The organism is Xenorhabdus miraniensis (genome assembly GCF_002632615.1).
Genome location: NZ_NITZ01000002.1, coordinates 123,815 through 139,750, shown reverse-complemented (window position 1 = coordinate 139,750; position 15,936 = coordinate 123,815). Strand labels below are relative to the sequence as shown.

17 protein-coding genes are annotated in these 15,936 nt (G+C 46.6%); 11 read left to right on the top strand and 6 right to left on the bottom strand.

Going from position 1 to position 15,936, the window contains the following annotated elements:
- Positions 1 to 34: 34 nt before the first annotated feature.
- From pstS to greB, 4 genes are all read right to left on the bottom strand, one after another.
- Positions 35 to 1,075 carry a phosphate ABC transporter substrate-binding protein PstS gene (pstS, locus tag Xmir_RS02585; RefSeq protein ID WP_099112898.1) on the bottom strand — a complete coding sequence of 347 codons (1,041 nt, stop codon included), beginning with the start codon at positions 1,073 to 1,075 and terminating at the stop codon, positions 35 to 37.
- 141 nt (positions 1,076 to 1,216) lie between these two features.
- Entirely contained in the window at positions 1,217 to 2,260 is a 1,044-nt protein-coding gene (locus Xmir_RS02580) for an ATP-binding protein (RefSeq protein ID WP_099112897.1), read from the bottom strand.
- Positions 2,257 to 2,976: an osmolarity response regulator transcription factor OmpR gene (gene ompR / locus Xmir_RS02575; protein ID WP_099112896.1), complete on the bottom strand. Its 720-nt coding sequence runs from the start codon at positions 2,974 to 2,976 to the stop codon at positions 2,257 to 2,259. Before ompR ends, Xmir_RS02580 begins: the two co-directional genes overlap by 4 nt.
- A 174-nt stretch (positions 2,977 to 3,150) precedes the next feature.
- On the bottom strand, positions 3,151 to 3,633 hold the full coding sequence (gene greB, locus Xmir_RS02570) for a transcription elongation factor GreB (RefSeq protein ID WP_099112895.1): 483 nt from the start codon (positions 3,631 to 3,633) through the stop codon (positions 3,151 to 3,153).
- Between the two features lie 251 nt (positions 3,634 to 3,884).
- Here greB and Xmir_RS02565 point away from each other — a divergent pair, with 251 nt between their 5' ends.
- The 5 genes from Xmir_RS02565 (at position 3,885) to Xmir_RS02545 (ending at position 10,488) form a co-directional block, all read left to right on the top strand.
- Positions 3,885 to 6,236 (top strand): Tex family protein, encoded by a 2,352-nt coding sequence (locus Xmir_RS02565; RefSeq protein ID WP_099112894.1) that lies wholly within the window; start codon positions 3,885 to 3,887, stop codon positions 6,234 to 6,236.
- 410 nt (positions 6,237 to 6,646) lie between these two features.
- Positions 6,647 to 7,171: a pyridoxamine 5'-phosphate oxidase family protein gene (locus tag Xmir_RS02560; protein WP_099112893.1), complete on the top strand. Its 525-nt coding sequence runs from the start codon at positions 6,647 to 6,649 to the stop codon at positions 7,169 to 7,171.
- A gap of 325 nt (positions 7,172 to 7,496) precedes the next feature.
- Complete coding sequence (gene feoA / locus Xmir_RS02555) at positions 7,497 to 7,724, top strand: ferrous iron transporter A (protein WP_099112892.1); 228 nt, start codon at positions 7,497 to 7,499, stop codon at positions 7,722 to 7,724.
- A gap of 164 nt (positions 7,725 to 7,888) precedes the next feature.
- Complete coding sequence (gene feoB / locus Xmir_RS02550) at positions 7,889 to 10,219, top strand: Fe(2+) transporter permease subunit FeoB (RefSeq protein ID WP_099113071.1); 2,331 nt, start codon at positions 7,889 to 7,891, stop codon at positions 10,217 to 10,219.
- Positions 10,220 to 10,248: 29 nt separating this feature from the next.
- Complete coding sequence (locus tag Xmir_RS02545) at positions 10,249 to 10,488, top strand: FeoC-like transcriptional regulator (RefSeq protein ID WP_099112891.1); 240 nt, start codon at positions 10,249 to 10,251, stop codon at positions 10,486 to 10,488.
- Between the two features lie 81 nt (positions 10,489 to 10,569).
- Here Xmir_RS02545 and Xmir_RS02540 read toward each other — a convergent pair whose 3' ends face one another.
- Positions 10,570 to 10,758 carry a hypothetical protein gene (locus Xmir_RS02540; RefSeq protein ID WP_145956860.1) on the bottom strand — a complete coding sequence of 63 codons (189 nt, stop codon included), beginning with the start codon at positions 10,756 to 10,758 and terminating at the stop codon, positions 10,570 to 10,572.
- A 284-nt stretch (positions 10,759 to 11,042) separates the two neighbouring features.
- Between Xmir_RS02540 and Xmir_RS02535 the strand changes: the two genes are divergently transcribed.
- Complete coding sequence (locus Xmir_RS02535; protein WP_099112889.1) at positions 11,043 to 11,486, top strand: OsmC family protein; 444 nt, start codon at positions 11,043 to 11,045, stop codon at positions 11,484 to 11,486.
- Positions 11,487 to 11,587: 101 nt separating this feature from the next.
- On the opposite strand, the gene bioH is transcribed toward Xmir_RS02535, so the two are convergent.
- Positions 11,588 to 12,364, bottom strand: coding sequence for a pimeloyl-ACP methyl ester esterase BioH (gene bioH / locus Xmir_RS02530; protein ID WP_099112888.1), 777 nt, complete (start codon positions 12,362 to 12,364; stop codon positions 11,588 to 11,590).
- A gap of 51 nt (positions 12,365 to 12,415) precedes the next feature.
- Between bioH and gntX the strand changes: the two genes are divergently transcribed.
- The 5 genes from gntX to Xmir_RS02505 all read left to right on the top strand — a co-directional run bounded on the left by gntX (position 12,416) and on the right by Xmir_RS02505 (position 15,932).
- On the top strand, positions 12,416 to 13,099 hold the full coding sequence (gene gntX, locus Xmir_RS02525; protein WP_099112887.1) for a DNA utilization protein GntX: 684 nt from the start codon (positions 12,416 to 12,418) through the stop codon (positions 13,097 to 13,099).
- Between the two features lie 59 nt (positions 13,100 to 13,158).
- Complete coding sequence (nfuA, locus tag Xmir_RS02520) at positions 13,159 to 13,734, top strand: Fe-S biogenesis protein NfuA (protein ID WP_099112886.1); 576 nt, start codon at positions 13,159 to 13,161, stop codon at positions 13,732 to 13,734.
- Positions 13,735 to 13,878: 144 nt separating this feature from the next.
- Positions 13,879 to 14,202 (top strand): thiosulfate sulfurtransferase GlpE, encoded by a 324-nt coding sequence (gene glpE, locus Xmir_RS02515; RefSeq protein ID WP_099112885.1) that lies wholly within the window; start codon positions 13,879 to 13,881, stop codon positions 14,200 to 14,202.
- 77 nt (positions 14,203 to 14,279) lie between these two features.
- The gene (gene glpG / locus Xmir_RS02510; RefSeq protein ID WP_099112884.1) at positions 14,280 to 15,116 is read left to right on the top strand and encodes a rhomboid family intramembrane serine protease GlpG; all 837 of its coding nucleotides are present in this window, start codon (positions 14,280 to 14,282) and stop codon (positions 15,114 to 15,116) included.
- Between the two features lie 57 nt (positions 15,117 to 15,173).
- Positions 15,174 to 15,932, top strand: coding sequence for a DeoR/GlpR family transcriptional regulator (locus Xmir_RS02505; protein WP_047964079.1), 759 nt, complete (start codon positions 15,174 to 15,176; stop codon positions 15,930 to 15,932).
- The last annotated feature ends 4 nt before the right edge of the window (positions 15,933 to 15,936 follow it).

Here is a 15,936-nt window from a genome sequence, read left to right as displayed (position 1 = left end):
AACAGCTCCCTCAATAAAACAGCTCCATCGCCCATCAATAAAGCGGTTTGCCACTGCTGTCTTTGATGTTGCTCTTCCATGCGGCACGTACCTGAGTGACGACTTCTTTCGGCAGAACGGCGTAATCCAGATCTTTCGCCTGTTTTTTGCCTTCGTCATAAGCCCAATCGAAGAATTTCAGCACTTCAGCGCCATTCGAGGCACTTGCCTGCTGTTTGTGGATGAGAATGAAAGTGGTGGAGGTAATTGGCCACGCATTATCGCCTTTCTGGTGTGTTAAATCCTGGGCAAAGCTGCTGCTCCAATCCGCCCCTTTTGCTGCCGCACTGAAATTTTCTGCCGTAGGTGCCAATACTGCGCCATCTGCTGAAACCAGTTTGGTGTAAGCGAGGTTATTCTGCTTAGCATAAGCGTATTCAACGTAACCAATCGAACCGGGCAGGCGTTGCACAAAGGCTGCAATGCCATCATTGCCTTTGCCACCCAAGCCGGTTGGCCATTTGACGGTCGAACCTGCCCCGACTTTTTCTTTCCAGTCGTTATTCACTTTAGACAGGTAACTGGTGAAAACGTAGGAAGTGCCTGAACCATCCGCACGCCGCACTACGGCAATGTTTTGATCCGGCAGTTTGAGGTCAGGGTTCAATTTTGCAATAGCGGGATCATTCCATTTCTTGATGTTCCCCAGATAGATGTCGCCGAGGGTTCTGCCATCCAGAATCAACTGACCCGGTTTGATACCGGAAATGTTTACCGCCAGCACAATGCCGCCAATCACGGTTGGAAACTGGAACAAACCATCGGCCGCCAATTTTTCGTCAGAAAGCGGCGCATCAGAAGCACCAAAATCAACGGTATTGGCGATAACCTGTTTCACGCCTCCTGAGGAGCCGATGCCTTGGTAATTGATTTTACTGCCCGTTTCTTTTTGATAAGAATCCGCCCACTTGGTATATACCGGTGCGGGAAATGTCGCACCTGCCCCCGTCAAGCTGGTAGCAGCAAATGAAGACAGGGATGTCATGGCAAATACGGCGGCCATGATGCTTGCCACGGTGGTACGCATTGGTTTCATATTCCCTCCTGCTGGGATACGCATCATTAATTAAAAACAAGTGTCAGACATCTTCGACAATCTGGTTTTTAGGTTAAGAAATGGATCAGGAAGGAAAATAGGTGAATTCAATGACAGTAAAATGTATGAATTATGACATTTTTATGACAAGCCGTTTTCAAGGGGTAACTGTTTTTCATTCAAAGGAATATAGGCGCGAATAGATAGCCCCTGCTTTTCACTTTCTCCCACTTCGATATACCCTTCGTGGATATCAATGATGCGGCGGATAATTGCCAGCCCCAGCCCTGCGCCACCATTATTGTAAATATTGCGTATCCGCTCTCCCTGAATGAATGGCTGGAACAAGTTGGCGGTCTCTTCTTTCGTCATTCCCTTGCCGTTATCCTCCACCTGAAACCAACCAAATCTTTCTATTGAACCACTACTGATTCGAATCCATCCATTTCCATAACGTTGGGCATTAGTCAACATATTGACCAATACACGCTTAATGGAAAGCGGGTTAGCTGAAACAAAAATCGGGCGGGAAGATAAATTATTTTCAATAGCTGCCGCACAGCGCTGTTCTGTTTCAATGGCAGTTTCAAACTCAATGACCGATTCGAGCAGCTCGTTCAATTCACAGCGTGTCAGCGGTACATCTTGCCCTGACCGCTGATAGTCAATGAACTGATCAATAATGGCGTTGCATTCCTCAATGTCCCGATGAATGGATTCCGTGAGAAAATCATCGTTTCCCTCCAGCATTTCCATTGCCAACCGAATGCGGGTCAGTGGAGTACGCAAATCATGGCTCACTCCGGCTATCAATACGGCCCGGACACTTTCTTGTGATTTCAGCCCCACGGATATCTGATTAAAGGCGCTAATCAGCGCGCGCATGGCGGGTGCTCCCCTCTCCGGCAAGGGTGCTACCCTTCTCCCTTGCCCCATATCCATTGCTGCTTTTTGTATTGTTTTGAGGGATTGCTTCTGGATGTAAAGATATCGCCAGAACACCACAAATACTAACAATGCAGACGTAAAAATCCCGATAAAGAGATAAGGAAACACCACGTTGAATGATAGTGCTTCCAGCTTTGCCAACCACTGGGCGACCAGATAACTGATCAGCAGGCAGCCCAGCGACAAAGATAAGATATGGGGAAACAAGGCGAGCACCGAAAGCCAAAGCTTTTTCATACCTTGCTTCCATCAGGAACAAAAACGTAGCCCAATCCCCAAACCGTCTGGATATAGCGGGGATGCGCGGGATCTTCTTCAATCAGACGACGCAGTCGGGAAACCTGAACATCAATGGAGCGCTCCATTGCACCATATTCCCGCCCCCGTGCCAGGCTCATCAATTTATCCCGTGATAACGGCTCACGAGGATGGGAAACCAGAACTTTCAGTACTGAAAATTCCCCACTGGTCAAAGACAGCAATTCATCTTGATGGAACATTTCGCGTGTTCCGAGATCAAGTTTAAATTTTCCAAATTTGATGACGGCATCATCCGATGCCGGTGCTCCCGGCAATTCATTCGCCTGACGACGTAAAACAGCCCGCATGCGTGCCAACAGCTCACGTGGGTTAAAAGGCTTGGCAAGGTAATCATCCGCGCCGATTTCAAGGCCAACAATGCGATCAACCTCTTCCCCTTTGGCGGATATCATGATGATCGGAATCGAATTATGCTGGCTTCGCAATCTTCGACAAACAGATAATCCATCTTCGCCCGGCAACATCAAATCCAAGACAATCAACTGAATAGATTCTCTGGTCAATAAACGATCCATCTGCTCTGCATTTGCTACGCTACGAACTTGAAATCCCTGCTCAGATAAATAACGCTCCAATAATGCCCTCAAGCGCATATCATCATCAACAACAAGGATTTTATAACTCTCTTGCATGTTTCAGCTCCCAAGATGCTCCATGCCCGCGATATCCATCACTCTCACAGAAAACCCATAATTCAATAGAGACTAACCGCATGTATTTTAAGGCCATTAACGGCATTGGCAATAATTGCTTATGGTTAGGTTTTCTCTCCTTGTTTTCCTTTTAGGTCACATAACCGCCATGATTTATGCTAAAGGCTGATAGCTGATTTCCAGTATCCAATACGTCACGATGCCATTGGGTGTCATCACCGTAACCTCATCATCAGTTTGCTTGCCAAGTAACGCCCTTGCCACGGGAGAGTCAATGGAAATCCACTTCCTGGCCGGCTCAAATTCATCCGGTCCCACCAGCCGAAAAATATGTTCTTCTTCATTTTCATTTTCGACTTTCACCCATGCCCCAAAAAAGACTCTTCCCTCTTGCCGCGGATCAGGATCAACAATTTTCAGGACATCCAGACGCTTGGACAAGAATCGCACCCGACGGTCAATTTCTCTTAACCTTTTCTTACCATAAATGTATTCTGCGTTCTCTGAACGATCCCCTAACGCAGCGGCATCTGAAACAGCCTGAGTGACTTTAGGTCGTTCAACTTTCCAGAGATATTTCAGTTCCTGATCAAGCGCATGCCAACCTTCCCGGGTAATGTAGTGACTCTTGGCCATGAAAAAACTCACTTGAGAAAAGATGATTAATGGCGGTGTACTATATCTCAACCCAGAAGATATTCGATGAATTCTGTCGCAACATGACCGAAATATCGCGCTAAACTGGAAATTATCGCGCTCAGCACGTATAAATGGAGCCAGTTTGAACCATGCCGATATTGTTTCAGATGAAATTTGATCCTATCCGGCTCTGCCTGATGATATCCGACGATATCTACAGGCGCTAAGAAAGTTGAAGAAAACAGACCATGAATGAATCTTTAAGTCGAATCATTGCCGGTGAGCTACAGGCTCAACCACAGCAAGTCCAAGCCGCCATTACTCTGCTTGATGAAGGGAATACGGTTCCTTTCATTGCCCGTTACCGTAAAGAGGCCACCGGTGGTCTGGATGACACGCAGCTCCGCCAGCTCGAAAACCGTCTCGGTTATCTACGCGAACTATCCAACCGCCGTCAGACTATTCTGAAATCTATTGAGGAACAGGGAAAGTTAACCGTTGAGCTGGAAAACGCGATTAATGCGACATTGAGCAAAACCGAACTGGAAGACCTGTACCTGCCATATAAACCTAAACGCCGTACCCGTGGGCAGACTGCCATTGAAGCCGGATTGGAACCTCTGGCCGACCTGCTATGGCAAGATCCGCAGCAAGAGCCTGAACTGGCGGCAGCGGCCTATGTCGATGCTGACAAAGGTGTCGCTGATACCAAAGCGGCACTGGATGGCGCTCGTTATATCCTGATGGAGCGTTTCGCCGAAGATGCGGCACTGCTGGCAAAAGTCCGCGATTATCTGTGGAAAAATGCCCACTTAGTCTCCAAAGTTGTCGAAGGCAAAGAGGAAGAAGGCGCTAAATTCAGTGATTATTTCGATCATCACGAAGCCATCGCGGCTGTTCCTTCCCACCGTGCCCTTGCCATGTTCCGTGGACGCAATGAGGGTATCCTGCAACTCTCTTTGAACGCCGACCCTCAATTTGAGGAAGCGCCAAAAGAGAGCTACTGCGAGCAAATTATTACCGATCACCTTAATCTGCGCCTGAACAATACACCGGCTGATAGCTGGCGCAAAGCAGTGGTGAGCTGGACATGGCGCATCAAAGTGTTGTTGCACCTTGAAACCGAACTGATGGGCACACTGCGCGAGAAAGCCGAAGACGAAGCCATCAACGTATTCGCCCGTAACCTGCATGATCTGCTGATGGCCGCACCGGCGGGTATGCGGGCAACGATGGGTCTGGATCCGGGCTTGCGCACAGGGGTGAAAGTCGCCGTTGTTGATGCAACAGGTAAGCTTATCGCCACCGATACCATTTACCCACACACGGGTCAGGAAAACAAAGCGGCTGCGACCGTTGCAGCACTGTGCACCAAGCATCAAGTCGAGCTGGTCGCCATTGGCAACGGTACGGCTTCCCGTGAAACAGAGCGTTTCTTTGCCAACGTGCAAAAACAGTATCCTGACGTTACTGCACAGAAAGTCGTGGTCAGCGAAGCGGGGGCATCCGTCTATTCCGCCTCTGAACTGGCCGCACTGGAATTCCCTGAACTGGATGTTTCCCTGCGTGGTGCGGTTTCCATCGCCCGTCGCCTGCAAGATCCACTGGCAGAGCTGGTAAAAATCGAGCCAAAATCCATCGGTGTGGGTCAATATCAGCATGATGTCAGCCAAATCCAGCTTGCCAAAAAACTGGATAATGTGGTTGAGGACTGTGTAAACGGCGTCGGTGTTGACCTGAATACGGCATCCGTCGCCTTGCTGACACGCGTTGCCGGCCTGAGCCGTAATGTTGCCCAGAATATCGTTAACTGGCGTGATGAGAACGGTCGTTTCAACAACCGTGACGAACTGCTGAAAGTTCACCGTCTGGGGCCAAAAGCCTTCCTGCAATGTGCGGGCTTCCTGCGCATCAATCAGGGTGATAACCCGCTGGATACATCAACTGTTCACCCAGAAGCTTATCCGGTCGTTGAGAAGATTCTGACAACAACCGCGCAGACCCTGTCTGAATTGATGGGCAATCCTGCTTCTCTGCGTAACCTGAGTGCTCAGGATTTCACGACAGAAAAATTCGGTCTCCCAACCGTCACTGATATTCTGAAAGAGCTGGAAAAACCGGGCCGAGATCCGCGCCCTGAGTTTAAAACAGCGACTTTTGCTGACGGGGTTGAAACGATGAATGATCTGCGTACGGGCATGATTTTGGAAGGTACGGTCACCAACGTCACTAATTTCGGTGCTTTCGTTGACATCGGTGTCCATCAGGATGGCTTGGTGCACATCTCCTCTCTGTCCGATCGCTTTGTAGAAGATCCCCATACCGTGGTGAAAACGGGCGATATCGTCAAAGTGAAGGTGATGGATGTTGATCTCAACCGCAAGCGTATTGCACTGACCATGCGTCTTGATGAGCAACCTGGTGAAACACAAGTACGCCGCGGCTCTCAAGGTGGTAACCGCCAGGATAGCAATGACCAAGGTCGCAATAACCGCAGCGGCAATGGCAGAAACCGCCATATTTCGCGCTCCGGTTCTGCACCTTTAGCTAACAGCGCTATGAGTGACGCATTAGCGGCAGCCTTTAATAAAAAACGTTAATCAGCGCAAACGTTAATTAACGAAGAAACGTTAGATTACGTAAATAATTTCCTGAACTGGTGCCATTGTGCCAGTTCAGGATCTTTCAAAAAAGAATTAGCATCCTCTGAAAGACGAGGGATTTTACGGCACACCGGATAAAAATGCCTTTACTGGTTATACGTAAAAAAGCTATTATTTTCATAATAATGATTCTATTTATTACTGATGTAATAAATTTGAATAAGTTACTACACCTGCATATTTTAACTAATACTCCGTATAATTCATTTCGCAATAAATCTCATCATAATGGGAACTTATTGAATAATATAAAAATATAAATCATCCATAATATCCTAATGTTCTTATACCCAATGGGTTTCGGTTTTTAGGTATAAAGAACGAATACACACTGTTGAGGAAAAACCATGAATAAATATGTCCAAAGCAGTTTTAATCTACTCAGCAATATACGTTTCTTCGGCCTTTCCACTCACGATCCGGATGCAGATTCTGTCTGGTCATCGACGATGTTCTATATTCCGAAATACAATCCACTGACACTGATCTGGTACTCAAAGCAAGATACCCGACATTCGCGGGAATTACATATCAATCCCCGTGTCAGCGGTACAATCTACAGTAGTCGGGTCACGCCTGATTCATCGCTGGATCTGGCGGGCGCTCAATTCGTTGGCTACGCTCGCCAAGTCCCCGATGAACAACTACAGGAAACCTATGACTACTTTTTCTTAAAAACTTATCCTGATGCAAATGTCAGAAAGAAAAAGTCGCGCCCTATCAGTGATTATCAAGGCCATGCCATACGCCGTTTCTATGAATTGGAAATTCAGGCATGGTGGGTATACGACTCGGCTGCCTGGAGCCAGCATCAAGATGATGCCCGTGTTCAGGTTCCATTGAGTGAACTGCGTTACCCGCCGAAAGATTAATAAAAGCCAATCATTCATCAAATTAATAATAAAATAGAAATCAACAAGCCCCGTTTATTAACGGGGCTTATCAATAAATAAATTTTTTTCCGAATATTAAATATTCCTGGTAATTATTTATTTTCAATAAAATCACCATTAACTTGATTAATATCAATTTGTTTCCACACTATTCAGGATAAATAACCAATATTGCAGTTGCATATTATTATCATTAACAATTAGAATTCAGAGAAATTACCGTACTTTTTCCTTGTGAAATTCCCTTTATTGAGGATAATAATTCTTATAATCACTTATTTTTTCAGTCAAAATGGAGAGTTATATGGTTCTTATTCCAGAACGCAAGTATAAAATTCTGGGATTTTCTCCAGAGATCAGCCCAGCTTACCGACAAAAATTATTGTCACTCGGCATGTTACCGGGTTCAACATTTCAGGTTATTCGCTTTGCTCCATTAGGCGATCCAATACAAATCGAAACACGCAGGGTCAACCTTACCCTTCGTAAACAAGACTTAGCATTTCTCATGCTGAATGAAGATCTGAACTAACAAAGCGCTCAGTTGATTCAGTTCAGAATAACTATCACCCACACACTTTGATAACCGCAGTACTAAAGTATAACTAGAGTACTAAATATATAGCTAAAGTACGAAAGTCACTTCGTGATTGGCAGACTTAGTGATTGGTAGATTTTGTGATTGACAAAAGTATGATGAAACAATTAACCATAGGCCTGATTGGTAATCCCAATGCCGGCAAAACGACACTTTTTAACCAGCTTACTGGTTCCCACCAACGCGTGGGAAACTGGGCGGGTGTTACGGTTGAACGCAAAACCGGCCACTTTACCACCGATAACCATCAGGTCGATCTTGTCGACCTTCCCGGCACTTATTCTCTCACCACCATTTCTGAGCAAACGTCCATCGATGAGCAGATTGCCTGTCACTATATCCTTAGTGGTGAAGCGGATATGTTGATCAATGTTGTTGATGCGTCGAATCTGGAGCGTAATCTTTATCTCTCACTGCAATTGATTGAACTGGGCATTCCCTGCATCATTGCGCTGAACATGCTGGATATCGCTCAAAACCAGCGTATCCATATTGATGTTGCGGCACTGGAACAGCGCCTGGGCTGCCCGGTTATCCCACTGGTTTCAACCCGTGCCACAGGGATCGATGTACTGAAAAAAACCATTGATGATCACCGGCAAAAAACTAAATACCCGCAAAACGCTAAACCTGTGCAGGTTGAATATCCTGATTCACTATTACAGGAAGTCTCCCATCTTTCACGCCAAGTCGCGGAGACGTTCAGCCCACAGCAGCGTCGCTGGCTGACTTTGCAGGTACTAGAAGGGGATATTTACAGCCGTGGGATTTCCGGCCTGACTCAGATACAGCTAGCTGAAAGTCAGGCTCGCCTGCAACAGCAACAGATTGAAGAACCCGACCTGATCATTGCGGGCGCACGCTATCAGACGATTAGTGAGATATGTCTGGCGGTCATTGATACCCGATCAGCCATACCAAACAAACTGACCCAAATACTGGATACCGTTATCCTGAACCGCTGGTTGGGTCTGCCTATTTTCCTGTTTGTCATGTACCTGATGTTTGTGCTGGCTATCAATATTGGCGGCGCTTTGCAACCCATCTTCGAAGGGGCTTCTGCCGCCATTTTCATTGATGGAATGCAGTGGCTTGGTCATACTCTCCATTTCCCGAACTGGCTGACGGTTTTCCTTGCCCAAGGTATTGGTGGCGGCATCAACACGGTACTGCCGTTGGTTCCCCAGATTGGCATGATGTACCTGTTCCTCTCCTTCCTTGAAGATTCAGGCTATATGGCGCGCGCCGCGTTTGTTATGGACAGGCTGATGCAGGCCATGGGGTTGCCGGGTAAATCCTTTGTGCCCCTGATTGTTGGCTTTGGTTGTAATGTACCTGCCGTGATGGGTTCAAGAACCCTGGATGCCCCTCGTGAGCGTTTGATTACCATCATGATGGCACCGTTTATGTCCTGTGGGGCAAGGTTGGCGATCTTTGCTGTCTTTGCAGCCGCTTTCTTCGGCAAAAATGGAGCAAGTATCGTTTTCTCTCTGTATATATTGGGGATTGTCATCGCCATCCTGACAGGGCTGCTGCTCAAATACACCCTGATGCGTGGTGAAGCATCACCATTTGTGATGGAACTGCCGGTCTATCACGTTCCACATACTAAAACCCTGCTGCTCCAGACATGGCAGCGACTGAAAGGTTTTGTGATACGAGCAGGTAAAGTCATTGTCGCGGCAAGTATGTTCATTGGCGCTCTGAACAGCTTCTCCTTCTCAGGTAAAGCCGTGGATAACATTAACCAATCAGCTCTGGCTTCTGTCAGTAAAGTGATCACGCCAGTATTACAGCCCATCGGTGTGCATTCTGATAACTGGCAGGCGACTGTCGGGCTTATCACTGGAGCAATGGCCAAAGAGGTTGTTGTTGGAACGCTGAACACCCTGTACACCGCAGAAAACATCACTCAGGCACCATTCGACCCGGATGAATTCAATTTGCCGGCTCAATTGAAAGACGCTGTTGCGGAAACTTGGGACAGCCTGAAAGAAACTTTTACCTTAAGCGCACTTTCCAACCCGATAGAAGCCAGCAAAGGCGATGGGGATATGGATCGCGGTTCTATGGGAACAATGAGCGCCAAATTTGGCTCTGCCATTTCTGCTTACAGTTACCTGATTTTCGTACTGCTATACGTACCCTGTGTTTCCGTCATGGGAGCCATTGCACGTGAAACCAGCCGTGGCTGGATGGCTTTCTCCATCCTGTGGGGATTGAACGTCGCTTATTCACTCGCAGCATTGTTTTATCAGGCGACAACGTTTTCTGCCCACCCAGAAAGCAGCCTGATAACAATTCTGGCCGTGATCCTGTTTAACGTTCTGGTTTTTATTGGATTGCGCCGTGCACGCAGCAGAGTGACCGTCACGTTCAATAACACCACCGATCGTAACTGCGAATGCTCAAACGGCAACTGCCATTAACTGCCATTAGCGATTAATAGGAGCGATAGATGATAAGTCTGCTGGAAATTAGAAACGCCGTTGCCCTTAATGGGCGTACTGACGCAAGGTCATTAAGCTCTCAGTTTTCAGCACCACTGCCGATGGTAGAAGCCATGCTTAAGCAGCTTGTCGCAATGGGTAAACTGGAGGAAGTGGATGCTTCTTCCTGCCTCAGCGGCGGCTGCAAGCAGTGCCCGGAAACGCAGAAATGCGGTTCGAAGATTTATCAACTGCCAATCAAAAGCTAAGCATCTGTCTCTGTAAACGCTAAAGGATAGCCTGCCTGATCAAACTTATCAGGCAGGTCATTTTTGTTTGAAGCTCACGGCTCATTTAACTTTTTCATCTTTTGCCAAATCAGAGTAAACAGCACAGATTAGTACTTCTACAGCCAAGCCAAGTATTAAAACCGCCGTCATCCTGCGGTACTGACTTGGCAATATACTGGCAATAGCGCCGATCATCGCCGCCCCCATAAAATAAGTAATCAACGGTAGTGCAGGTAAATACATCGACATATAGCTGTGCCGGGAAAACAGTGATGAAGGCAATAAATATGATATATTCTTTTTTTACTTGAATTCCCAAATAAAAATCCCTCATTAGCAAGTAATAACCTGTTTTTATATTGGAACTTAGTAATAAAACCATGGTGTAACCCAAAGTATCTCACTCAATATTAAACAAAAAAATAGTCATACAAAAAACAAATTCATTTATGACAAACAAATTGAAAAGTAAATATCTCTTCCTTATTATTTGATACACAATTTCCTGATATTAATAACCTGAGGATAGTAATATGCCTAAAGAGTTATTTACCGCAACAGTTGAGTCAGTTGGTCGTCTCAAAATGAAATGTTCATCACGGGATTTTACCTTTCACATAGACGAGCCGGAAAGCCTGGGGGGAACGGATGAGGCGATGAGTCCCATAGAAGCGTTGTTGTCTGCTTTTGGTGCATGCCAATGTATTGTCGCAAAAAGTTTTGCCCGCAAGCATAAAATTAATTTGAACGATATTCAGGTGAAAGTAGAAGGAGAATTGGATACCGATGGTTTCATGGGCAAAAATAAAAACGCCAAATTAGGATTTTCCAAAATTACCTCCAAGTTTTATATTGATGCAGATAATACCGAACAAGAGATCCGTGATTTTATTGCTTTTGTCGAAAATCATTGCCCTGTCCTCGATACTATCGTTAATACACCCGAAATTGTGACCGAAGTTTATCCCGGCAATTGACACCCTCTGAAGGACGGGGTTTTACGGCGCACCGGATAAAACGGCTGATTATCCATAACGATTACCCATAGCCATTAATGGTTATGGGTAATGTTGAGCATTTACCATCCCATGCTGGAAGTAAAATCCATTAATACTTCAACAAATTCATCAGGATGAGAAATAAAAGGGGCATGGGCGGCATTTCGCATAATAACGGAATGTGTATTCGGCCATTCTCTGTCAAGCTGTGCAACGATCTTGCGCGGCACCAGCCCATCAAGATAACCATAAACTCGCAGGAAAGGTAATTGAAGCTGTGACAGTTCCGCCCTTAAATCATCAGTACGTAAAATTTCCAACCCCGCATTAAGTACATCCACTGTCGGCATTGGATGGTTCAAAACCACAGATTTCAGTACACGGGCGTCCTGACGCGCACTCTCTGTCCCCAAGGTCTGCAAAGCCAGAAAACGTTCAACTGTCTTCTGAAAATCTGCACTTAATTGATGTTCAAATGCACTCAATACCGCAGGCTTAATACCCGGCCAATCTCCATCTGTACTGAATTTGGGTGAAGAAGCTACTGTCACCAAACCAGCAACCTGCTCAGGATGATCCAGTGCAATCTGGCTGGCAACTAATCCGCCCAAAGACCAGCCCAACCACAGGGCTTTTTCTGGTGCTTGTTGCCATACCGTATCCGCCATATCCGCCAGTGACATCGCAGGATATGGCTGACTGCGACCATAACCCGGCAAATCCACCAGATGCAAACGAAAATGCGGAGCCAAGCGCATTTCCACTGAACGCCATACTTCGGCATTCAATCCCCAACCATGCAGCATCACAAGATCACGTGGTGCATCACCAATTGTCTGCCAAAACAACTGATTCATTGTTATTCTCACTTTCTTTATCATCAAGGAATATCACCAAGGAAGGTTACTATGCTAACAATGGTTGGATACTGTTGGCTATGCCATCAAAATTTGTATTTTGCCCATCACGGAATCTGTCACGTTTGCCATCAACAATTAAAACGACTGCAACATGTTTGCCCACGCTGCGCATTGCCTTCTGAATCCGGAAATGTTCCCTGTGGGCGCTGCCTGAAATATCCCCCGCCATGGCAATTCCTGATCGCGATTACAGATTATACGCCACCATTAAGCCAGCTTATCCGGCGATATAAGTATCATTATACGCCGCAACTCGCGGCAGTCCTGGCGCGTCTGTTCCTGCTGCATTGGTTGCAAGGCTATCGTGAAGGCCGCTGGTACAAACCCGATCATATTCTGGGTATTCCCCTGCACAGCAAAAAACGTTGGCAACGCGGTTTCGATCACATTGAATTAATGATTCAGCCTCTATCGCGCTGGCTGCAATGTCCGTATCAGCCAGACCTTTTGCAATGCTCACGTGCTACACTCTCGCAGCGGGGCTTATCTGCCGCCCAGAGGAAAACCAATATTAAGCATGCCTTTCAATTGCGGGGCGATTTTACCGATCAACATGTTGCGATTTTCGATGATGTGATCACGACGGGCACAACGCTGCATGAAGCTTCACAATTGTTAATTCGTGCGGGTGCCCGCTCCGTACAAGCCTGGGCAATCTGCCGAACCTTGTAGAATCTTTATAAATGGGCGTATTATAACCAACTAGAACAGTCAACTATTGAGCAAATGACATGATTAATATTACTGAAGCAGCGCAAGCGCACTTTGCCAAGCTATTGGCAAATCAAGAACCGGGCACACAGATCCGTGTTTTTGTCATTAATCCGGGAACCCCGACTGCTGAATGCGGCGTTTCCTATTGCCCACCGGATGCTGTTGAAGCCACTGATGTCGAACTGAAATTCGACCAACTTTCTGCCTATGTTGATGAAATCAGTGCACCTTTTCTGGAAGAGGCCGTCATTGATTTTGTGACCGACCAACTTGGCTCCCAACTGACCCTGAAAGCACCGAACGCCAAAATGCGTAAAGTGGCTGACGATGCTCCACTGATTGAGCGCGTTGAATATGTCCTGCAATCGCAGATTAATCCTCAGCTGGCCGGGCATGGTGGTCGTGTCAGTCTGATGGAGATCACCGATGAAGGTTATGCCATTCTGCAATTCGGCGGTGGATGCAACGGCTGTTCAATGGTCGATGTCACCCTGAAAGAAGGGATTGAAAAACAGTTGTTGCAGATGTTCCCTGAATTAAAAGGGGTCAAAGATCTGACTGAACACCAGCGCGGTGAACACTCGTATTACTGATTATTTTTCTGTTTCTGACATTTTCTGTCTATATTCCCACGCCTTTCCAATACCCCCATTGGAAAGGCGGTCAGGTCATACCAGACGACCATTAAGAAATGAATATAGTGAAAATGAAAATTTGAGAAACTACGTTGAGTATTTATGGACCACTTTCAAACGATAAACCCTGAGCAGGCTTACCAGTACTGGCTCGATAAAACCGCCATCATGGTTGATATCCGTGACCCGCAAAGTTTCCGTGCAGGGCACGTAACAGGCGCATTCCACTTAACGAATGAAACGCTTAATAATTTTCTACAGGAAGCGGATTTTGACCAGCCTGTCATGGTGATGTGCTATCACGGTCATAGCAGTCAGGGAGCCGCTCAATATCTCATCAACATGGGGTTTGAGACGGTTTACAGTGTCAATGGCGGCTTTGAAGGCTGGCAGAAAGACTATCCTCAGGCCGTCCACACTCTATGAATCTTTTAATGCGCTAATTTCAAGGCGATTAGCCCCTGTGTGATTAATTTCAACTTAAGGCAGAGATAAGACGAGCAATGATCCATGTAACCTCAATATCCAACCCTCGACTGGCTCAGGCCTTTATTGATTATATGGCGACGCAAGGCATTCATTTAACCATGCGGCCGACTAACGAGCCATTACTCGTTGAACTATGGCTGGAAGATGACAGCCAGTTAAGTTTAGTTGAACAGGAACTTCAGCATTTTGCCCGCGATCCTCTCAATGAACGCTACCAAGCCGCCAGTTGGCAAACAGGCAAATTTAACAGTTCATTTAAATATCGCAATAATCTGAACTGGAACACGCTCAAAAGCCAGTCCGGCCCGCTGACGATTGTCGTCGCCGCACTTTGTGCCCTCGTTTATCTTTGGATAACAATGGCGGGCACGCCCGATGTCATGAACTGGCTGGCGTGGCCTAACAGTCATCAATATCTGGAGTTATGGCGCTGGGTTAGTCCTGCCCTGCTGCATTTTTCACTGCCCCATATCCTCTTTAACCTCGCGCTATGGTGGTATTTTGGCAGTCAGGTAGAACAAAAGATCAGTACCGGAAAACTTTTTGAAATCACGATAGTCTCTGCCCTTTTCAGTGGTTGGGCACAATCATTGTTCAGTGGAGCTCATTTCGGGGGGCTGTCTGGGGTGGTCTACGCGTTGATTGGATACGTTTGGCTAACGGGTGAGATGTCGCCCAAACGCGGGATCAGTGCTCCCAGAGGGTTAATCGCTATCTCTGTTATCTGGCTATTGGTTGGCTATTTCGATCTGTTTTCATTAAATATCGCCAATGCTGCCCATATTGCCGGACTAATCATCGGGTTATTGATGGGGTTATGGGATAATTTGCGTAAACAAAAGAATCAATAATATTCCGAATAATTTGGGCCAACTATAATCCATCTCTGCAAACATTAGGGGAATTTTGTGAAGCAAACTCAGCGACATGATGCAATAATCGAGCTGGTGCGCCTTCAAGGTTATGTCAGCACTGAAGAGCTGGTTGAACATTTTGACGTCAGCCCGCAAACCATCCGGCGTGATTTAAATGATCTGGCAGATAAAAATAAAATCCAGCGTCATCACGGTGGCGCCGCATTGCCATCCAGTTCTGTTAATACCGCTTACCATGACCGCAAGATTATGTGGTCAAATGAAAAAGCGCGTATTGCTCAGCAGGTTGCCACCCAAATTCCAAACGGCGCAACCCTGTTCATTGATATTGGGACAACCCCTGAAGCCGTAGCGCATGCCTTGCTCAACCATCGCGATTTGAGGATTGTCACCAACAACCTCAACGTCGCAACCCTGTTTATGGGTAAAGAAGATTTCCGCCTGATTTTGGCAGGTGGTGAAGTGCGTTCCCGCGATGGCGGCATCATTGGCGAAGCAACGCTGGATTTCATCTCTCAATTCCGTCTCGATTTCGGCATTCTTGGGATTAGCGGCATTGACAGCGATGGCTCCCTGCTGGAATTCGATTACCACGAAGTCCGCACCAAGCGCGCCATTATCGAAAATTCCCGTTGTGTTATGCTAGTTGCCGACCATTCTAAATTTGGCCGCAGTGCCATGGTCAACCTCGGCAACATGAATCTCATTGATTTCCTATTCACAGACAAAGCCCCTCCTCCCAATATCCAGAAAATCATCGAACAACACAACGTCAAACTGGAACTCTGCTGACCAC